Here is a 16,385-nt window from a genome sequence, read left to right on the forward strand (position 1 = left end):
CGGTCAGACCGCGAGCAGGGTGCACAGCCAGTGCATCCCGCTGGCCGTGCTCGTCAGTGCCACGAGATCGCCCTCGGCGAGGTCGCCCGCGGCGAGGTGGTGCTCCAGGGACAGCAGCTGGTCGGCGCAGCCCACGTGGCCGTGCGCGACGGCCAGGTCGACGTTCGTGCGCGCCGGCCCGAAACCCAGGTCCTTGGCCAGTTCCGCGATGGCCGCGACGTTGTCGTTGAAGTGGATCAGCCGGGCGAGGTCGTCCGGCGTCACGCCGATCCGCGCGCACGCCCGGCGCACGATGTCGTGGTTGCGGGCCCGGATGGTGGCGACGAACTCGAACATCCGCCGCACGTCGCCCTCGAAGAACTCCGCCAGCCGCTGGGCGGGCGGTTTCACCGCGACCGGACCGTGCCCGGTGAACGGGTCCTTCGCGCCGCCGACCTCCATCCGCATGAAGTCCGCGTACCGGCCGTCGGTGACGATCTCGGTGGTGAGCCAGCGGCACGACCCGTGGTCCCGGCGCACCACGGCCGCCGCCGCGCCGTCGGAGAACACGCTGGTGTTGATCTCCATCCGGTTCCAGTAGGGCTCGGCGACCCGGTTCGCGCCCACGATCAGCGCGGTCCGGTAGCCGGGGTGGGTGGCGAACTTGCCCGCCACCACGTCGAACGCCGCCACGCCGCCGCCGCACGCCTGGGTCAGCAGCACGGCCTCCGCGCCCGTGGCGCCGACCCGCGCGGCGGTGGCGGCGGCCGGGTCCCAGTACAGGTGCTCGGCCAGGTCGGACATGGCCAGCACCACCAGGTCCACCTCCGCCGCGTCCACCCCGGCCTCGTCCAGCGCCTTCGCCGCCGCCGCCACGGCGAGGTCGGTCAGGCCGACACCGTCGGGCGCGCGGTGGAACGTGCGGTAACCCCAGCCGAGCACCCGGTCCACGTCGGCGGTGAAGTCCTCGACCACCTCCGCCACGTCCACCGGCTCGCCCAGCACGTGCGCCAGTGCCACCACGCCGAACGCCGTCACCGCTCCTCCACGCTCAGGTCGGTGCGGTCCAGGAACCGCGTCGCCACGTCGTTGTGCGGGGTGCGCTCGTGCCGGAACACCACCCGGCCGCCGGTGGTGGCCAGGATCTCGGCCACCACCCGGTCCTCGACCCCCTTGCCCAGCACCGGGCAGGACAGCGAGAACACGTCCACCGCCCAGTCCTCGCCCTCGCGCCGCAACCCGATCGCGCCGCTGACGCCGTAGTCGCCCAACCGGTCGGCCACCCGCACGGCCAGCACGATCCGGGTCGGGTCGGCGAGGTCGGGGGCACCACCGAGGGTGAAGTCCTTGGCCCGTCCCACCACCTCCGCGACCTTCTCCGCGGTGTCCGGGCCGACCGGCTCGCAGGTCACCCGGACGTCCAGGCCCGCCACGAAGTCCGCGAGCGACACCCCGTCGGACACCGGTCCGACCGGGTCGACGCGTTCCGGCGGCACGGCGGGCAGCCGGTCGAACACCCCGAGCCGGTCGAGGTCGGACGCGTCCCGCACGTCCGGCTCGGCCGAGCTCCACCCGTCGACCACGTCGAGCAGCGCGTCCACCCGGTCGGTGAGCGCGACGCGGACTCCCAGGCCCCGCAACAACCTCAGGTCGTCCACGAGGTCCTCGACACCCGGCGCGGCCGCGTCGACCACGACCGCGCGCGGCGTCGCGCCGAACACCGCCTTGACCGCCTTGGCCAGCCGCGAGGCCAACTCGGCGAACACCTGCTCCACGTAGGGCACCTTGGCGAACCGGAACAGCGCCTCGTGGTGCGCCTGCCGCGAGCCGACCGCGCGGACGGCCTGCTCGCCGTCGACCACGAGCACGTCCGGCCGGGCCGCGAGCCTGGCCCGCTCGGCCTCCCGCGCCGCCACGGCGGGTTGCGGCAACCCCTCGGCGAGCGCCGACCGCCGGGTGGGCAGCGGCGGCAGCACGACCACCAGCAGCGCGCCCCACCGGGACGCCGCGCCGTCGGCCGCGTCCACCGCCGCGCGCAACCCCGAGGCGTGCCCGGACTCCTCGCCCAACTCCTCGAACCTCGGCGCGACCACCAGCACGTCCGGCCGGTGCCGCGCGCTCGGCGACGCGTCGTCCAGGCACTGCTGGACGATCTGGTTGTAGGGGCCGACGTGCGCGTCCATCGGCAGGCCCGCGTCGTGCAGCGCCACCCCGAGGTAGGGCAGCACCGGGTCGATCGTGTAGCTGGCGAGCAACGAGATCCGCACCACGGCCGCGGGCTGTTCCCGGACGACCTCCTGCCAGCGGGCGCGCACGCCCGGCAGGTCACCGACGACGGCGGCCATCTAGACCAGCACCCCCTTCGCCCGCAGCAGGCCGCGCAGCGCGCCCACCGAGCGGGTGTCCCGGATCTCGCCGTAGTCGAACGCGAGGCCGAACGCCTCCTCCAGCGTCACCACCAGCTGGATGTGCCGCATGCTGGTCCAGCTGGGCAGCGTGTCCTGGGTCGCGTCGTCGGTGACCTCGGCGGGCGCGACCTCCAGCACGCCCGCCACGACGGCCTCGAAGTCCGCGCTCACGACGTGCCCCGCAACGACTTGGGCCGCATGTCGGTCCACACCTCGGACACGTGCGCGAGGCACGCCTCCCGGTCGCCCGCCACGCCGGTGTCCCGCCAGCCGGGCGCGGCGTCCTTGTGCTCGGGCCACAGCGCGTACTGCTCCTCGTCGTTGACCACGACGCGGTAGCGCGGTTGTCTCGACGTCTCCACGTGCTCCCCCTCAGTCGTTGACCGGCACCGCGGTCTTCGCGGCCGGCTGCGGGTGGTCGGCGGTCGCCTGCACCGCGTCGTCGGTCGGCACGGCGGCCGACGCGGCGATCGGGCCGTCGGTCGCGTCGTGGTCGGGCAGGTCGATCTCGACGTCGCGGATGGTGCGGCTGGCGAAGCCCCACGCGGCCAGGGCGATGCCGAGCACGCCCACCAGCACGCACAGCAGCCCCATGCCCGCGCCCGGACCGGTGCCGACCAGCCAGCCGAACTCGTCGGCGAGCGGACCGCCCTCGCGCATCGCGGGCTCGAACACGGTGTCCGCCACCGGTCCCGCGACCAGCAGGCCGATCGGGATGGCCAGGTTCTCCAGGAACTGCCGCGCCGCGAACACCCGGCCCTGCACGGCGGGCGCGACCTTCTCCTGCCAGATGGTCTGGCCGACGCCGTCGATGAACGGGATGAACAGGTGGGTGAAGAACAACCCGGCCGACCACGCCACCACGCTGTCGCCCACGCCGTAGACGACGCGGCCCAGGATGGAGAAGCCGAGGATCGCCGTCAGCACCCAGGTGATCTTCTTCTTGGGCGGCTTCAACGCGCCCAGCAGCACGCCGCCCAGCACACCGCCGAACGCGCCGACGGACTGCACGACGCCCATCGACGCCTCGCTGCCGCCGGTGCGCGCCAGTACCAGCGGCACCAGCATCGCGAACCCGATGGCGGCGAACAGGCCGATGGTGAACAGCACGATCTCGAGCCCCACCAACCCGGGTCTGGCCAGGATGTACTTGAACCCGTAGACGCTGTCCGACCACAGGCTCGCGCGCGGACCGTCCGCCTTCGGGATCGCCGGTATCGACACCAGGAACACCGCGCCGATCGCGATCACGAACGACAACCCGTCCAGCAGCAGGATCAGCTTCACGCCGGTGAAGCCGAGCAGCGTCGCGGCGAACGCGGGCGCGAAGATCACCGGCAGCGTGCGCACCGCCCACATCATGGCGTTGGCCCTGGTGTAGCGGCCCTTGTCCATCATCACGGTGATCGCCGACGAGTAGGCGGGCGCCTGGAACGCCAGGAACGCGCCGGTCGCCAGGTTCACCACGTAGAGCTGCCACAGCTGCACGTCGCCGGTGAGGAACATGGCCAGCAACGCGAAGGTGGCCACCGCCGAGCCGACGTCGCTCAGCACGATCGTCAGCCGTCTGCTCCAGCGGTCGACCAGGCTGCCCGCGATCGGGCTGAACAGCACGGTCGCGCCGAACGCGAAGAACATCATCAGCGAGAGGTCGGTGGCGGACCCGGTCTGCTGCCACACCCAGATGCTCAGGGCGAAGTTCGTCATGCGGGTGCCGAGGGCCGACAGCAACTGCCCGGCCCACATCACCGTGAAAGCGCCGAATCCCGAGGGGCGTTTCACCACGGTCATCTCATCCCTTCCGATTCGTCAGGGCGACGAGCAGCCCCTCGACGCGGCCGAGCAGTCGCTCGACCGCGGCCCTGCGGTACACCTGCGTGCCGTAGTTGACGTCCACCCGCAGCCGTTCGCCGACGAGCGTCCCCACCACGTCGAGCCGGTACGGCCACCGGCCCGACGGGTCCTGCACGGCGCCGAGGTCGTCCCGGCAGACCTCGAACAGCTCGTCCGCCGCCGACACGTCCTCGAAGCCGAAGGCGCCCATGTAGTTCACGGTCAGCTGCGGCGCGACGGACAGCCGGTCCCGCACCGCGGGGTCGGGGTGGCCCGCGCGCAGCAGGCTGTGCCCGACACCGCCGCGCGGCACCTCGCGCAACCGCGCCGCGACCTCCTCCGGCGTGCCGGCGGGCAGCCGCACCGGGTAGAGCACCTGGAACCAGCCGAGCGTGCGGGACAGGTCCACGTCGTCGGACAGCGCCTGCCGGCCGTGGCCGGTGGTGGCGATGGTCCACTCGGTGTGGTCCGTCCCGTCGGTGGCCAGTCGCACGGCCGCCCACACCAGCAGGTCGCTCAACCCGACGCCGCGCCGCCGCGCCTCCTCGCGCAGCGCCGCCGTCACCTCCGAGTCGAGCACCACGCCCGCGGTGTCCAGCGTGCCGAACGTGGCCTCGCCGTCCAGGTCGACGGGCAGCCGCTCGGCGCCGGGCGCCTGGGCCAACCAGAACGGCAGTTCGGCCGCCACCTCCTCGCCGGCGCCGTACTCGTGCAGCAGCCGCGCCCAGTCCCGGTAGGACGTGGTCTTGGCCGGCAGCACCGGTTCGCCGCCCGCCTCCAGCTGCCGGAGCACGAGCTGGAAGTCCTCCAGCAGCAGGTTGCGCGACACGCCGTCGGTGACGAGGTGGTGGCACACCACGAGGACCCGGTCCGGCTCGTCGTCCAGTCCGAAGTGGACGAACCGGGTCAGCGGTCCGGCCAGCCGCAGGCTCTCCTGCACCCGCGCCAGCACCGGCGGGACGGCGTGCGCCGTGCCGACCCGGTGCGACTCGAACGCGACCTCCCCCGCCGGGCCGTGCGCCGCGGTCCAGCCGTCCTCGGTGCGCTCGAACCGCAGCCGCAGCGCGTCGTGGTGGTCGGTCAGCGCCGCCGCGGCCCGCGCCAGGTGCTCGACCGGCACGTCGCGGCGCAGCACCAGGTAATAGGGGTGGTTGAAGTGCTCGGGCGCGGCCATCGTGGGCGCCAGGAGGTCGAGGAACCAGCGTTGCGCGCCGGTCGGCGGGAACTCGCCGGTCACCTCGCCCTGCTCGGCGGTCACCGCGACCGGTTCCGCCGCGCACAGCTCGGCGATGGTCGGCATGGCGGCCAGCTCGCGCGGCGTGATCGCCCAGTCGCCGCGGCTGACCAGGGCCGCCGCCTGGATCAGCGCCATCGAGTCGCCGCCCAGCTCGAAGAAGTCGTCGTGCACGCCGATCTCCGACACGTGCAGCACTTCCCGCCACACGTCGGCGAGCGCGCGTTCCCGCTCCGTGCGCGGCGCCAGCTTCGGCTTGGTCTCGGCCGGCGCGCCGGTCATCGCCCGGCGGACGCCCTCGGCGGTGCGCAGCGGACCCGCGATCTCCGCGATCACCTCGGCCGGCAGCACCAGGTCACCGCCGGGGCCGGGCTCGTCGAGCGGCCACAGGTGGTCGAGCGCCTGAACGTCCGGCACGTCGACCACGAACCCCTCGCCGCGCTCCACCACGGTCCGGCCGAGCGCGCGCTGGTCGCGGGTGAACAGCACCGGGTCGCCGGGGAACCGCGCCGGGTCCACCACCACGGTGTCCACCGGCCGGGCCACGTGCCGGTGCGCCACCCGGGCCAGCGCGGTGCCGGGGTCGTCGGTCTCCAGCACCCGCACCGGAAGCGCGCGCAACCGGTCGGTGGCGTGCCCGAACACACCCGGCCACGGCGCCGAGGTCGGCTCCGACGGCACGACCACCACGGTCAGGTCGCCCGCGAACCGGCGCAGCGCCCGGCACAACCGGGCGAACCGCACCTCGAACCCGGCGACCGCGCCCGGAGCCGGGTCGGGCGGCAGGTAGTCCTGCCACCGCAGCACGACCACCGGCACCCCGTCGGCCAAGCCGGCGTGGGGGTCCAGCAACGGCCGGACCACCTGGCCGGGCGGCAGCGCGGCGAGCCGGACCCGCAGGCCCAACCGGCCCTCCCACCACCGCAGCACCGGCGAGGCCTCGTCCACCGGGCACGTCGAGGCGACCCGCAGCACGACCGGCGCGTCCTCGGCCGGCTCCAGCACCACCGGCACGTCCGGCGCGGCCACCAGCTCGCCGAGCCGGGACGCGTAGTCCTCCAGCAGGTCGCGCCCGCCGTCGGCGGTGAACAGGTCGGAGCTGTGCTCCAACACCGCGTCCAGCTCGTCGCCCTCCCAGGACAGGTTCAGGAACAGGTCGAAGTCGATGCCCGCCGCCGGCACGTCCACCTGCCGCACGGCCAACCCCGGCCAGGTGAACGCCTCCGCCGGCAGGTCGGCCAGGTTGAACGCGCACTGGAACACCGGGTGGTGCGCGCCGCGGCGGTGCCCGAGTGCGTCCACAATGGACGCGAACGGGGCGTCCTGGTGCCGGTAGGACTCGACCACCGACCGGTGCACGCGCTGCGCCACCTGCCGGAACGACGCGCCGCGCAGGTCCACCCGCACCGGCAGCAGGTCGCTGAAGCACCCGATCAGCGGCTCGAGCTCCGGCCGGTTGCGCCCGGCCTGCGGCACGCCGACCACCACGTCCGGTCCCGCGCCGCGCTCGGCCAGCAGCACCGCGTACGCCGACAGCAGCACGGTGAACGGCGTGATCCCGGCCTGGCGCGCGAGTTCCCGCACCGCGGCGCCGTCGATCCGGGTCCGGCTGCGGCCCGCCTTGTCGGTGCGCTCCGCGGGCCGCGGCCGGTCGGTGGCGATGTCGGTGGTGGCGGGCGCGCCGCGCAACCGCTCGCGCCAGTAGTCCAGGTGCGGTCGCAGCTCGTCGCCCTCGAGCAGTGCGTGCTGCCACGCCGCGAAGTCCGCGAACTGGAGGTCGAGCGGCGGCAGGTCGCGGCCGGCGTAACGGGCGGCCAGCTCGGACAGCAGCACGCCCCACGAGCTGTTGTCGCACACCACGTGGTGCATGCCGACCAGCAGGTGGTGCTCGGTGTCGCCGGTGCGCAGCAACCGGACCCGCAGCAGCGGACCCTCGGCGAGGTCGTACCGGTGCTTCGCGTGCGCCCGGATCTCCTGCCGCACCTCGGCCGCCCGGTCGCGCGGCGTCTCGTCGCGCAGGTCGATCTCGTCCAGCCAGGGATCGACGCGGTCGCGCACGACCATCACCGGCACCCCGTCCCGCTCGGCGAACGTGGTGCGCAACACCTCGTGCCGCGCCACGACGTCGTCCAGCGCGGCCCGCAGCGCGGTCACGTCCAGCTCGCCGGTGAGCACCGCGGCGAACGTCGTGTTGTGCCGGGTCGGGTCACCGCCCAACTGCCCGATCGCCCACAACCGCCGCTGCGTGGACGACGGCCGCAGGTCGCCGTCCCGGGGCGCGGTCGCGATGGTCCGCCCGCCGCCGGCGCCGACCTCGTCCACCACCCGCGCCAACGCCTCGACGGTCGGGTGGGTGAACAGGGCGTGCAGCGACACGTCCGCCCCGAACTCGCCGTGCACCCGGGAGAGCAGCCGCGTGGCGAGCAGGGAGTGCCCGCCCAGCACGAAGAAGTCGTGCGTGACACCGACCTCGGGCACCCCGAGCTCCTCGGCCCACAACACCGCCAACCGCTGCTCGGTCCGCGTCCGCGCCGCGACGGCGGGTTCGTCGGTGGACAACGCCGTCCGCCGCGCCGAGAGCCGCGCGACCACCGCCTCCGGCGTCCCGAGCCCACGCGCCTCGAGCCCGGCCCGGGAACCACCCTCCCGCCCGACCGGACCCGAACCGGCCGACCCATCGGGGCTCGCCCCACCACGCGCCTGCTCGATCGCACTCGAACCGTCGCCGGCCGACCCGCCGGAACTCGACCCGCCGAGCTCCCACTCGACCGGACCCGAACCGTCGCCGGGCGATCCGTCGGGACTCGACCCGCCACGCGCAGGCTCGACCAGAACCGAACCGTCGCCCGCGCCTTCGGGCTTCGGCCCGTCGCCCGTGCGCTCACCCGGGTCCGAACCGGGCGTGCCGGCGGCGCCGAGGTGCCCGACGAGCAGCAACGCCAAGGAGGCGAAGAACTCCGGCGTGTAGGGGACGTGGCCCAGGCGGTCCGCCTGCGGGTCGAACAACTCCGCCACCGGCAGGTCCTCGGCGCGGTCGGTCCACCACAGCGCGGTGAAGTCCGAGGCGTCCGCCAGCACCGCCAGCCGCTCGTCGTACTCCGCCACGTCCCGGGCCGCCGCGGGCGAGGGCGGGCAGACGACCACCAGCAGCGGCGTCGTCGCCGTCCGGCGGTGCGCGGTGAGCGCGGCCTCCAGGTCGGGCCAGGGGTCGGCGGTCCCGTGCCGAAGCCAGTCCTCCCAGCGCAGCAGCACCACGTCCGCCGCTCCGCCACCGCCGCCGGTCAACAGGTGCTGCACGACCTGGTGGTACGGCGCGAGTTCCACGTCCAGCGGCAGCCGCAGCACGCCCGTCAGCAGCTCCAGCGGCGCGCGCAGCGGACCCGCCGTGAACGACGAGGCGACCGTGACCCGGTCCCGCGCCGGCAGTTCCGCGCCACGCGCCGACAACTCCAGGATCCGGCCGAACTCCTCGGCCACCGCCGCGATCGTGGCCGGCAGGTACAGGTCGGCGTTGTAGCCGATCTCCCCGCGCAACCCACCATCCACAGTGGACAATCCGACGAACAGGTCGAAGTCGGTGAGCCCGTTGTCCACCTCCACCGGCGTGAACACCACGCCGCGCGCCTCCTCGGTGCGGATCGGCGCGTCGGTCAGGCTCAACATGGCCTGGAACAACGGGTTGTGCCCGGGGTCGCGCGGCGGGTCCACGGCCTCCACCACCCGCGCGTACGGCGCGTCCTGGTGCACGTGCGCCTCGGCGACGGCCCGGTGCGTCCGCCGCAGCAGGTCGCGGATCGGCTCGTCGGGCAGGTCCACCCGCAGCACCAGCATGTTCGCGAACGACCCGATCACGGACTCCAGGTCGCTGCGCTGCCGCCCCGCGACGGGCATGCCCACGAGCACCCGGTCCTGCCCGGTGAACCGGCGCAGCAGCGCGCCGAACCCGGTCGCCACCACGGCGTTCAGCGTCACGCCCGCCGACCGCGCGCGCTCCGCGAGCGCCGCCGTCACCTCCCGTGACACGGTGAACGCGTGCCGACCGCCGCGGTGGGTCTGCACCGGCGGCCGGGCGTGGTCCGGCGGCAGGGTCGACGTGGTGGGCGAGCCGGCCAGCTTCTCCCGCCAGTACGCCAGGTGCCCGGCCAATACTTCGTCGGTCAGCCGGCGGCGCTCCGCGGCGACGTGCCGGGGGAACGAGGCGGCGGGCGGGAGGTCCCGGCCCGAATAGCAGGCCACCAGGTCGCGGCAGAACACGGCGGCCGACGTCGCGTCGAACACGATGTGGTGCGCGGTCACCAGGAGCAGGTGCTCCAGCGGCGCGATCCGCACCAGCCGCACCGCGATCAGCGGACCGGCGGCCAGGTCGAACACCGCCCGGGCGTGCTCGGCGGCGACCTCCCGCGCGGCGGCGCGCGGATCGTCCACATCGGACACGTCGGTCCACGCCACCGGCACCTCGACCCGCTCGTGCACCCGTTGCCGCAACTCGCCGTCGCGCTCCAGGAACGTGGTGCGCAACGCCGGGTGCCTGGCCACCACGGCGGCCACCGCGGCACGCAGCGCGGGCACGTCCAGCGGACCGGTCAGCTCCAGGCCGAACGGCACGTCGTAGGCCGGGTCGCCCGGGTCGAGCCGGTCGAGGAACCACAGCTGCTCCTGGGTGGCCGACAACGGCTCGTCGGGGCGCTCGGCGCGGTTGAGCCGCAACGCCAGCAGCCGGCGCTGGTCCTCGGTGAGGTCGGTCAGGTCGGTCATGACTGCGCAATCCCCTCGACGTGACGTTCGCGGTCCAACTCGGCGCGCAGCTGCTCGGGCGAGAGCCCGCGTACCTCGGCCAGCAACCGGGCGAACTCCGCGTCCGGCGCGTCCTCGACCGGCTCCGCGCGCACCCGCCCGATCACGGCGGCCAACCCGGCGGGCGTGGGCGCCTCGAAGATCGCGCCGGCGGACAGCGGCACGGCGAGGTCGTCGCGCAACCGGGACAGCACCTGCGTGGCGAGCAGCGAATGGCCGCCCAGTTCGAAGAAGTCGTCGTGCGCGCCGATGTCCGGCACGCCCAGCAGTTCCCGCCACACCGCGAGCACGACGCCGAGATCACCCTCCGGCGTCGGCACCCCGATGGTCACCGTGGTCGTCGCGTCGACCGCGATGGACTCGGTGCCCGTCGCGGTCGTGCCCTCGGGCAGGTCGATCCAGTGCCGGGTGCGGGCGAACGGGTAGCCGGGCAGCGGAACCCGCCGGCGGCGCTCGTCCCGGTGCGGCGCCGCCAGGTCGACCTCCGCGCCCGCCAACCACAACGCGCCCAGCGCGGTCGCCATCGTCTCGGCGTCGTCGCGGTTCTCCCGCGCGTGCCGCAACGACGTGGCCGCCGCCAGGCCGTGCTGCCGGGCCAGGCTCGCCAGCACGTTGCCGGGACCCACCTCCAGCAACGCCGCGCCGTCGGCGGTCGCGGTGCGCAGGCCCGCGCCGAACAGCACCGACCCGCGGGCGTGGCGCACCCAGTAGTCCGGGTCGGTCGCCTGCGCGTCGGTGATCCACCCGCCGGTCAGGTTGGAGGCGAACGGCACCCGCGGCGCGCGCAGCGGCACCGCCGCGACCCGCTCCCGGAAGGCGGGCAGCACCCCGTCCAGCATCGAGGAGTGGAACGCGTGCGAGGTGTGCAGCCGACGTGGCGCGACACCGCGGGATTCCAGGCGCGCCACCAGGTCCGCGACCTCGTCGTCCGGGCCGGCCACCACGCACGACCCCGGCGCGTTCACCGCGGCCAGCGCCAACCCGCCGGACAGCTCCACCTCGTCGGCCGGCAGCGGCACGGACAGCATCGACCCGCGCGGCGCGCCCGCCATCAGCTCGCCCCTGGCCGCGACCAGTCCCGCCGCGTCGGCCACGTCCATCACGCCCGCCAGGCACGCGGCCACGTACTCGCCCACGCTGTGCCCGACCATCGCCGCCGGTCGCACGCCCCAGCTCGCCCACAGCGCCGCCAGCGCGTACTCCACGGCGAACAGCGCGGGTTGGGTGAACCGGGTGTCGCCCAGCCCGTCGCCGGACTCGACGACCGACCGCAGGTTCAGCCCCGCGCCCGCCGCGCACTCCTCGAACGCGGCCGCGAACACCGGTTCCGCCCACAACCCGGCCGCCATGCCCGCGTACTGCGAACCCTGACCGGGCAGCAGGAACACCACCGGCACCCGCCCGGCCCGCTGCTCGGCGGTCCGCGCCGGCCCCTCGTCGCGCAGCCGCGCCACCGCCTCGGCGTGGTCGGCGGCCACCACCGTCAGCCGGTGCGGGAACACCCGTCGGCCCACCCGCAGCGTGTGCGCGACGTCGGCCAGCGGCACCTCCGGCGTCAGCGCGTCGGCCAGCCGCGTCCGGGCCTGCGCCAGGGCTTCGGGGGTGGTCGCCGACAGCACGAGCAGCTGGTGCGACCGCGACGGACCCGACTCCGGCGCGGCGGGTGGCTGCTCCAGCACGGCGTGCGCGTTGGTGCCGCCCATGCCGAACGCGCTCACGCCCGCCCGCCGCACCTCGTCGGTCCACGGCCGCGGCTCCGCGTGCACGGTGAACGGCGTGCCGGCCAGGTCCGGGTTGGGGGTGCGGAGGTACGGGCTGGGCGGCAGCACGCCGTGCTCCACCGCCAGCGCGGCCTTGACGAACCCGGTCACGCCGGCCGCCGCGTCCAGGTGCCCCACCAACGCCTTCACCGAGCCCAGGGCGACCGACGGCCGCACCGAGGCGAACCCGCGCACCAACCCCGCGACCTCGATCGGGTCGCCCAGCTCGGTGCCGGTGCCGTGCGCCTCGACGTAGCCGATGCTCGCCGGGTCCACTTCGGACACCTCGTGCGCACCGCGGACGACCGCCGCCTGTCCGGTCACCCCCGGCGCGGTGAAGCCGACCTTGTCCGCGCCGTCGTTGTTCACGAACGTGCCCTTGACCACCGCGTGCACGAAATCGCCGTCCCGCAGCGCGTCGGCCAGCGGGCGCAGCACCACGGCCGCGACCCCGTTGCCGCCGACCACACCCCGGGCGTCGGCGTCGAAGGGCAGGCACCGGCCGTCCGGCGACAGGATGCTGCCCTCGTGGTGCCGGTAGCCCTCGGTCTGCGGCAGCCGCACCGACACGCCGCCCGCGATGGCCAGGTCGCAGTCGCGGGCCAGCAGGGCCTGCACCGCCAGGTGGATCGCGACCAGCGACGACGAGCACGCCGTCTGCACGCTGATCGCCGGGCCGGTGAGGCCCAGGTGGTAGGCGACGCGGGTGGCGAGGGTGTCCTTGTCGTTGCCCAGCACCAGTTCCAGCGGACTCAACCCACCGGGCACGGCCGGGTTGCCCAGCAGGTGCCGCAGCAGGTAGCTGCTCATCGACGCGGAGCCGAACACGCCGACGTGACCGCCCCGGTGCCCGGCGTCCTCCAGCGCGTGCCAGCAGCACTCCAGGAACAGCCGCTGCTGCGGGTCGAGCAGCGCGGCCTCGCGCGGGCTGTAGCCGAAGAACCGGGCGTCGAAGTGCTCCACCCCGTCCAGCACACCGCCCGCCGCGACCCTCCCGTCCCGCCCGACGCCCGCCGCCGCCAGTTCCGCGTCGGTGAACTCCCGCACGGCGGGCGTACCGGCCAGCACCAGCCGGTGGAACGCGGCCACGTCCGCCGCGCCCGGGAACCGCCCGGCCATCCCGATCACCGCGATCTCCAAGCCGGTGTCCGTCATCGCGATACCCCCTTGCGCGTCAGCAACGCCCGTCGGCCACCGGCCACGTCCCGCGTCGGTGAGTCCTCTGTGGACACCCCGTCGAAGTGCGCGGCCAGCGACTGCACGGTCGGGTAGGTGAACAGGGTCACCGCCGCCACGTCCCGGTCCAGCTCGTCGGCCAACCGGCTGCGCGTCTTGGCCAGCAGCAACGAGTTGCCGCCCAGGTCGAAGAAGTTGTCGTCCGCGCCGATCGCGTCCACCCGCAGCACCTCCCGCCACACCGCGACGATCCGCCGCTCCAGGTCGGTGCCCGCGGCCACCACGGCGCGCGGGGCGTCGGTCGGCGCGGGCAGCGCCCGGTGGTCGAGCTTGCCGTTGGGGGTGCGCGGAATCGTGTCCACCGCGACGAACGCCGACGGCACCATGTGCTCTGGCAGGTCCCGCCGCGCCGCCGCCCGCAGCACCGCCGAGTCCACTGTGGACCCCTCGGCAGCCACCACGTACGCGACCAGCCGCACGTCGCCCGGCACGTCCTCGCGGGTCGTCACGACCGCCGCCCGCACCGACGGGTGCGCGCTCAGCACCGCCTGCACCTCGCCCAGCTCGATCCGGAACCCCCGCACCTTCACCTGGTCGTCCCTGCGGCGCAGGAACTCGAACGTGCCGTCCCGGCGCTGCTTCACCAGGTCGCCGCTGCGGTAGAGCCGGCGGCCGGGCTCGGTGCTCCACGGGTCGGGCACGAACCGCTCCGCGGTGAGCTCCGGGCGGCCGAGGTAACCCCGGCTCACGCCGACACCGCCGATGCACATCTCCCCCGGCACGCCCGGCGGCACGGGTTCGAGGTTGTCGTCCAGCACGTAGGTCCGGACGCTGCCCAGCCGCGCGCCGATGGCCACCGGACCGCCGTCGCCGACCGCGGAGGTGACCCACACCGTGGTTTCGGTCGGCCCGTAGATGTTGCGCAACTGCCGCCCGTGCGCCCACACCGCGGCGAACTCGTCCGGGCACGTCTCGCCGCCGACGATCAACGTCGTGAGCCCCGGCACGTCCGACGGCGCCATCAGCCGCAACACGGTGGGCGGCAGGAACATCGTGGTGATGCCGAGGTCCCGGACGGTCCGCGCCAGGTCCGCGCCCGGCTGGAGGTCGGGCCGGTCCACCGACACGATGGCCGCGCCCGAGTGCTGCCCGAGCAGGACCTCCAGCACCGAGGCGTCGAAGCTGGCCGAGGCGAACTGGAGCACCCGGTCCGCGGGCGTGGTGCCGAACGCGCGCCGCTGCTCGTCGGCCAGGTTCACCGCGCCGCGGTGCGTCATCATCGCGCCCTTGGGCCGACCGGTCGACCCGGACGTGTAGATCACGTAGGCCAGGTCGTCCGGCGAGTTGACCCGCGCCGGCCGGTCCGACGGGAGCGACGCGAGGTGGTCCGCGTGCTCGTCCAGCAGCACGGTGGCGGTGTCCGCGGGCAATCGCCCGGCCAGCGCCGCCGTGGTCACGACGAGCCGCGCCGCGCAGTCGTGGACCATGTAGGACAACCGGTCCGCCGGGTAGTCCGGGTCCAGCGGCACGTACGCGGCGCCGGACTTCAGCACGCCCTGCACCGCCACCACGAGGTCCAGCCCGCGCGGCAGGCACAGGCCCACCAGCAGGTCGCGGTCCGCGCCCACCGCGCGCAGGTGGTGCGCCAGCCGGTTGGCGGCGGCGTCCAGCTCGGCGAAGGTCATCGTGCGGCCGCGGTACTCCAGCGCGGTCGTCTCGGGCGCGCGGTCGGCGGTCGCCTCGCCCAGCTCGTGCATCAGCACGCCGGGCAGGTGCGGCGCGGTCGCCCGGTTCCACTCGTCCACCACGAGCGCGAGCTCCGCGGGCGTCGCGAACGGCAGCAGGCCGACGGGTCGTTCCGGGTCGGCCAGCGCGCCCTCCAGCAGCGTGCGCAGGTGACCCAGCAACGCCCGCACCGTCTCGCGGTCGTACAGGTCGGTGTCGTACTCCACCGAACCCGCCAGGCCGCCGGACGCCGAGGTGACCGCGAGGTGCAGGTCCCACTTGGCGGTGTGCATGTGGCTCGGCACCCGGGTCACCGCGACGCCGGGCAACTCGAGGATGTCCTGCTCGCCGTCCTGCATCACCACGAGCGTCTGGAACAGCGGGTGGTGCGCGGCGCTGCGCGGGGTGCGCAGGGCGTCGACCACCGCGTCGAACGGCACGTCCTGGTTGGCCTGCCCGGCGAGCACGGTGTCCCGGACCTGGCCCAGCAGCGCCCGGAACCCGGCACCCGGGTCCACCTTCGTGCGCAGCGCCACGGTGTTCACGTAGAACCCGACCGCGCCCTCCAACTCGGGCCGGGTGCGACCCGCCACGCCGGTGCCGACCACCAGGTCGTCCTGCCCGCTGTAGCGGTGCAGCAGGACGTTCCACGCGGCCAGCAGGACGGTGAACGGGGTGACCCGCTCGGCGCGGCAGAACGCGTCGAGGTCCACCGGCCAGGAGAAGGGTTCCACCTCGCCGCGCATCGCGAGCACCGCCGGGCGCGGCCGGTCCGTCGGCAGCTCCAGCACGGGTGGCGCGTCGGCCAGGTGCGCGGTCCAGTGCGCCAGCTGCTCGGCGGGCGAGGACTCGGCCTGCCAGCGGGTGAAGTCCACGTACTGCACCGGGTTCGGCGGCAGCGGCTCGTCCCGCAGCAGCAGGCCCAGCTCGGCGAACAGCACCTGCGTGCTCCAGCCGTCGCACACCGCGTGGTGCAGCGTCACGAGCAGCAGCGCGTCGTCGGCGGCGAAGCGCACCAGCCGGGCCCGCAGCAGCGGTCCCTCGGCCAGGTCGAAGGGCGCGCGGGCCTCGTCGTCGGCCAACACCGCCGCGTCCCCGTCCCGGTCCGCCGCGGGCGTCGGCCGGTCCACGACCTCCAGGTCGTAACCGGGTTCGGGCAGCACGATCTGCCGCGGCTCGCCGCCGACGTCCAGGAACACCGTCCGCAACGCCTCGTGCCGCGCGCCCAGGGCCAGCAGACCGGCCCGCAGCGCGTCCGCGTCGACCACGCCCGCCAACCGGAAGGCGTAGGGGACGCTGTAGACGGGCAGTCCCCGGTGCACCTGGTCCAGCAACCACAGCCGCCGCTGCCCCGCGGACACCGGGTGCACGTCGAACCGCTCGCCGTCGGTGGCGAGCCGGGCCAGCACCGCGGCCCGGCGATCGGGGTCCAGCGCCCGCAGGCGCCGCAACACGTCCAGCACGTCCCCTCCAGGT

The 16,385-nt window shown here is 74.6% G+C and carries 8 protein-coding genes; all 8 read right to left on the reverse strand.

Features of this window, described 5'->3' with window-relative positions:
• Positions 1-3 precede the first annotated feature (3 nt).
• The 8 genes from AB0G50_RS24715 to AB0G50_RS24750 are packed head-to-tail and all read right to left on the reverse strand — an operon-like array spanning position 4 to position 16,372.
• Entirely contained in the window at positions 4-1,017 is a 1,014-nt protein-coding gene (locus tag AB0G50_RS24715; RefSeq protein ID WP_360112640.1) for a 3-oxoacyl-[acyl-carrier-protein] synthase III C-terminal domain-containing protein, read from the reverse strand.
• Positions 1,014-2,324 carry a hypothetical protein gene (locus AB0G50_RS24720; RefSeq protein ID WP_360112642.1) on the reverse strand — a complete coding sequence of 437 codons (1,311 nt, stop codon included), beginning with the start codon at positions 2,322-2,324 and terminating at the stop codon, positions 1,014-1,016. The genes AB0G50_RS24715 and AB0G50_RS24720 overlap by 4 nt, the downstream gene beginning before the upstream one ends.
• Positions 2,325-2,558, reverse strand: coding sequence for an acyl carrier protein (locus AB0G50_RS24725; RefSeq protein ID WP_360112644.1), 234 nt, complete (start codon positions 2,556-2,558; stop codon positions 2,325-2,327).
• Entirely contained in the window at positions 2,555-2,749 is a 195-nt protein-coding gene (locus AB0G50_RS24730) for an MbtH family NRPS accessory protein (RefSeq protein ID WP_360112646.1), read from the reverse strand. The genes AB0G50_RS24725 and AB0G50_RS24730 overlap by 4 nt, the downstream gene beginning before the upstream one ends.
• Before the next feature lie 10 nt (positions 2,750-2,759).
• A complete protein-coding gene (locus AB0G50_RS24735) occupies positions 2,760-4,178 on the reverse strand; it encodes an MFS transporter (protein ID WP_360112647.1) in 1,419 nt (472 codons plus the stop codon).
• Position 4,179: 1 nt separating this feature from the next.
• Entirely contained in the window at positions 4,180-10,209 is a 6,030-nt protein-coding gene (locus tag AB0G50_RS24740) for a condensation domain-containing protein (protein ID WP_360112649.1), read from the reverse strand.
• Positions 10,206-13,163, reverse strand: a complete 2,958-nt coding sequence (locus AB0G50_RS24745) for a beta-ketoacyl synthase N-terminal-like domain-containing protein (RefSeq protein ID WP_360112651.1) — start codon at positions 13,161-13,163, stop codon at positions 10,206-10,208. Before AB0G50_RS24745 ends, AB0G50_RS24740 begins: the two co-directional genes overlap by 4 nt.
• Entirely contained in the window at positions 13,160-16,372 is a 3,213-nt protein-coding gene (locus AB0G50_RS24750) for an amino acid adenylation domain-containing protein (protein WP_360112653.1), read from the reverse strand. The genes AB0G50_RS24745 and AB0G50_RS24750 overlap by 4 nt, the downstream gene beginning before the upstream one ends.
• Positions 16,373-16,385: the final 13 nt, after the last annotated feature.

Source organism: Actinosynnema sp. NPDC020468, assembly GCF_040642015.1.
GTDB lineage: Bacteria > Actinomycetota > Actinomycetes > Mycobacteriales > Pseudonocardiaceae > Actinosynnema.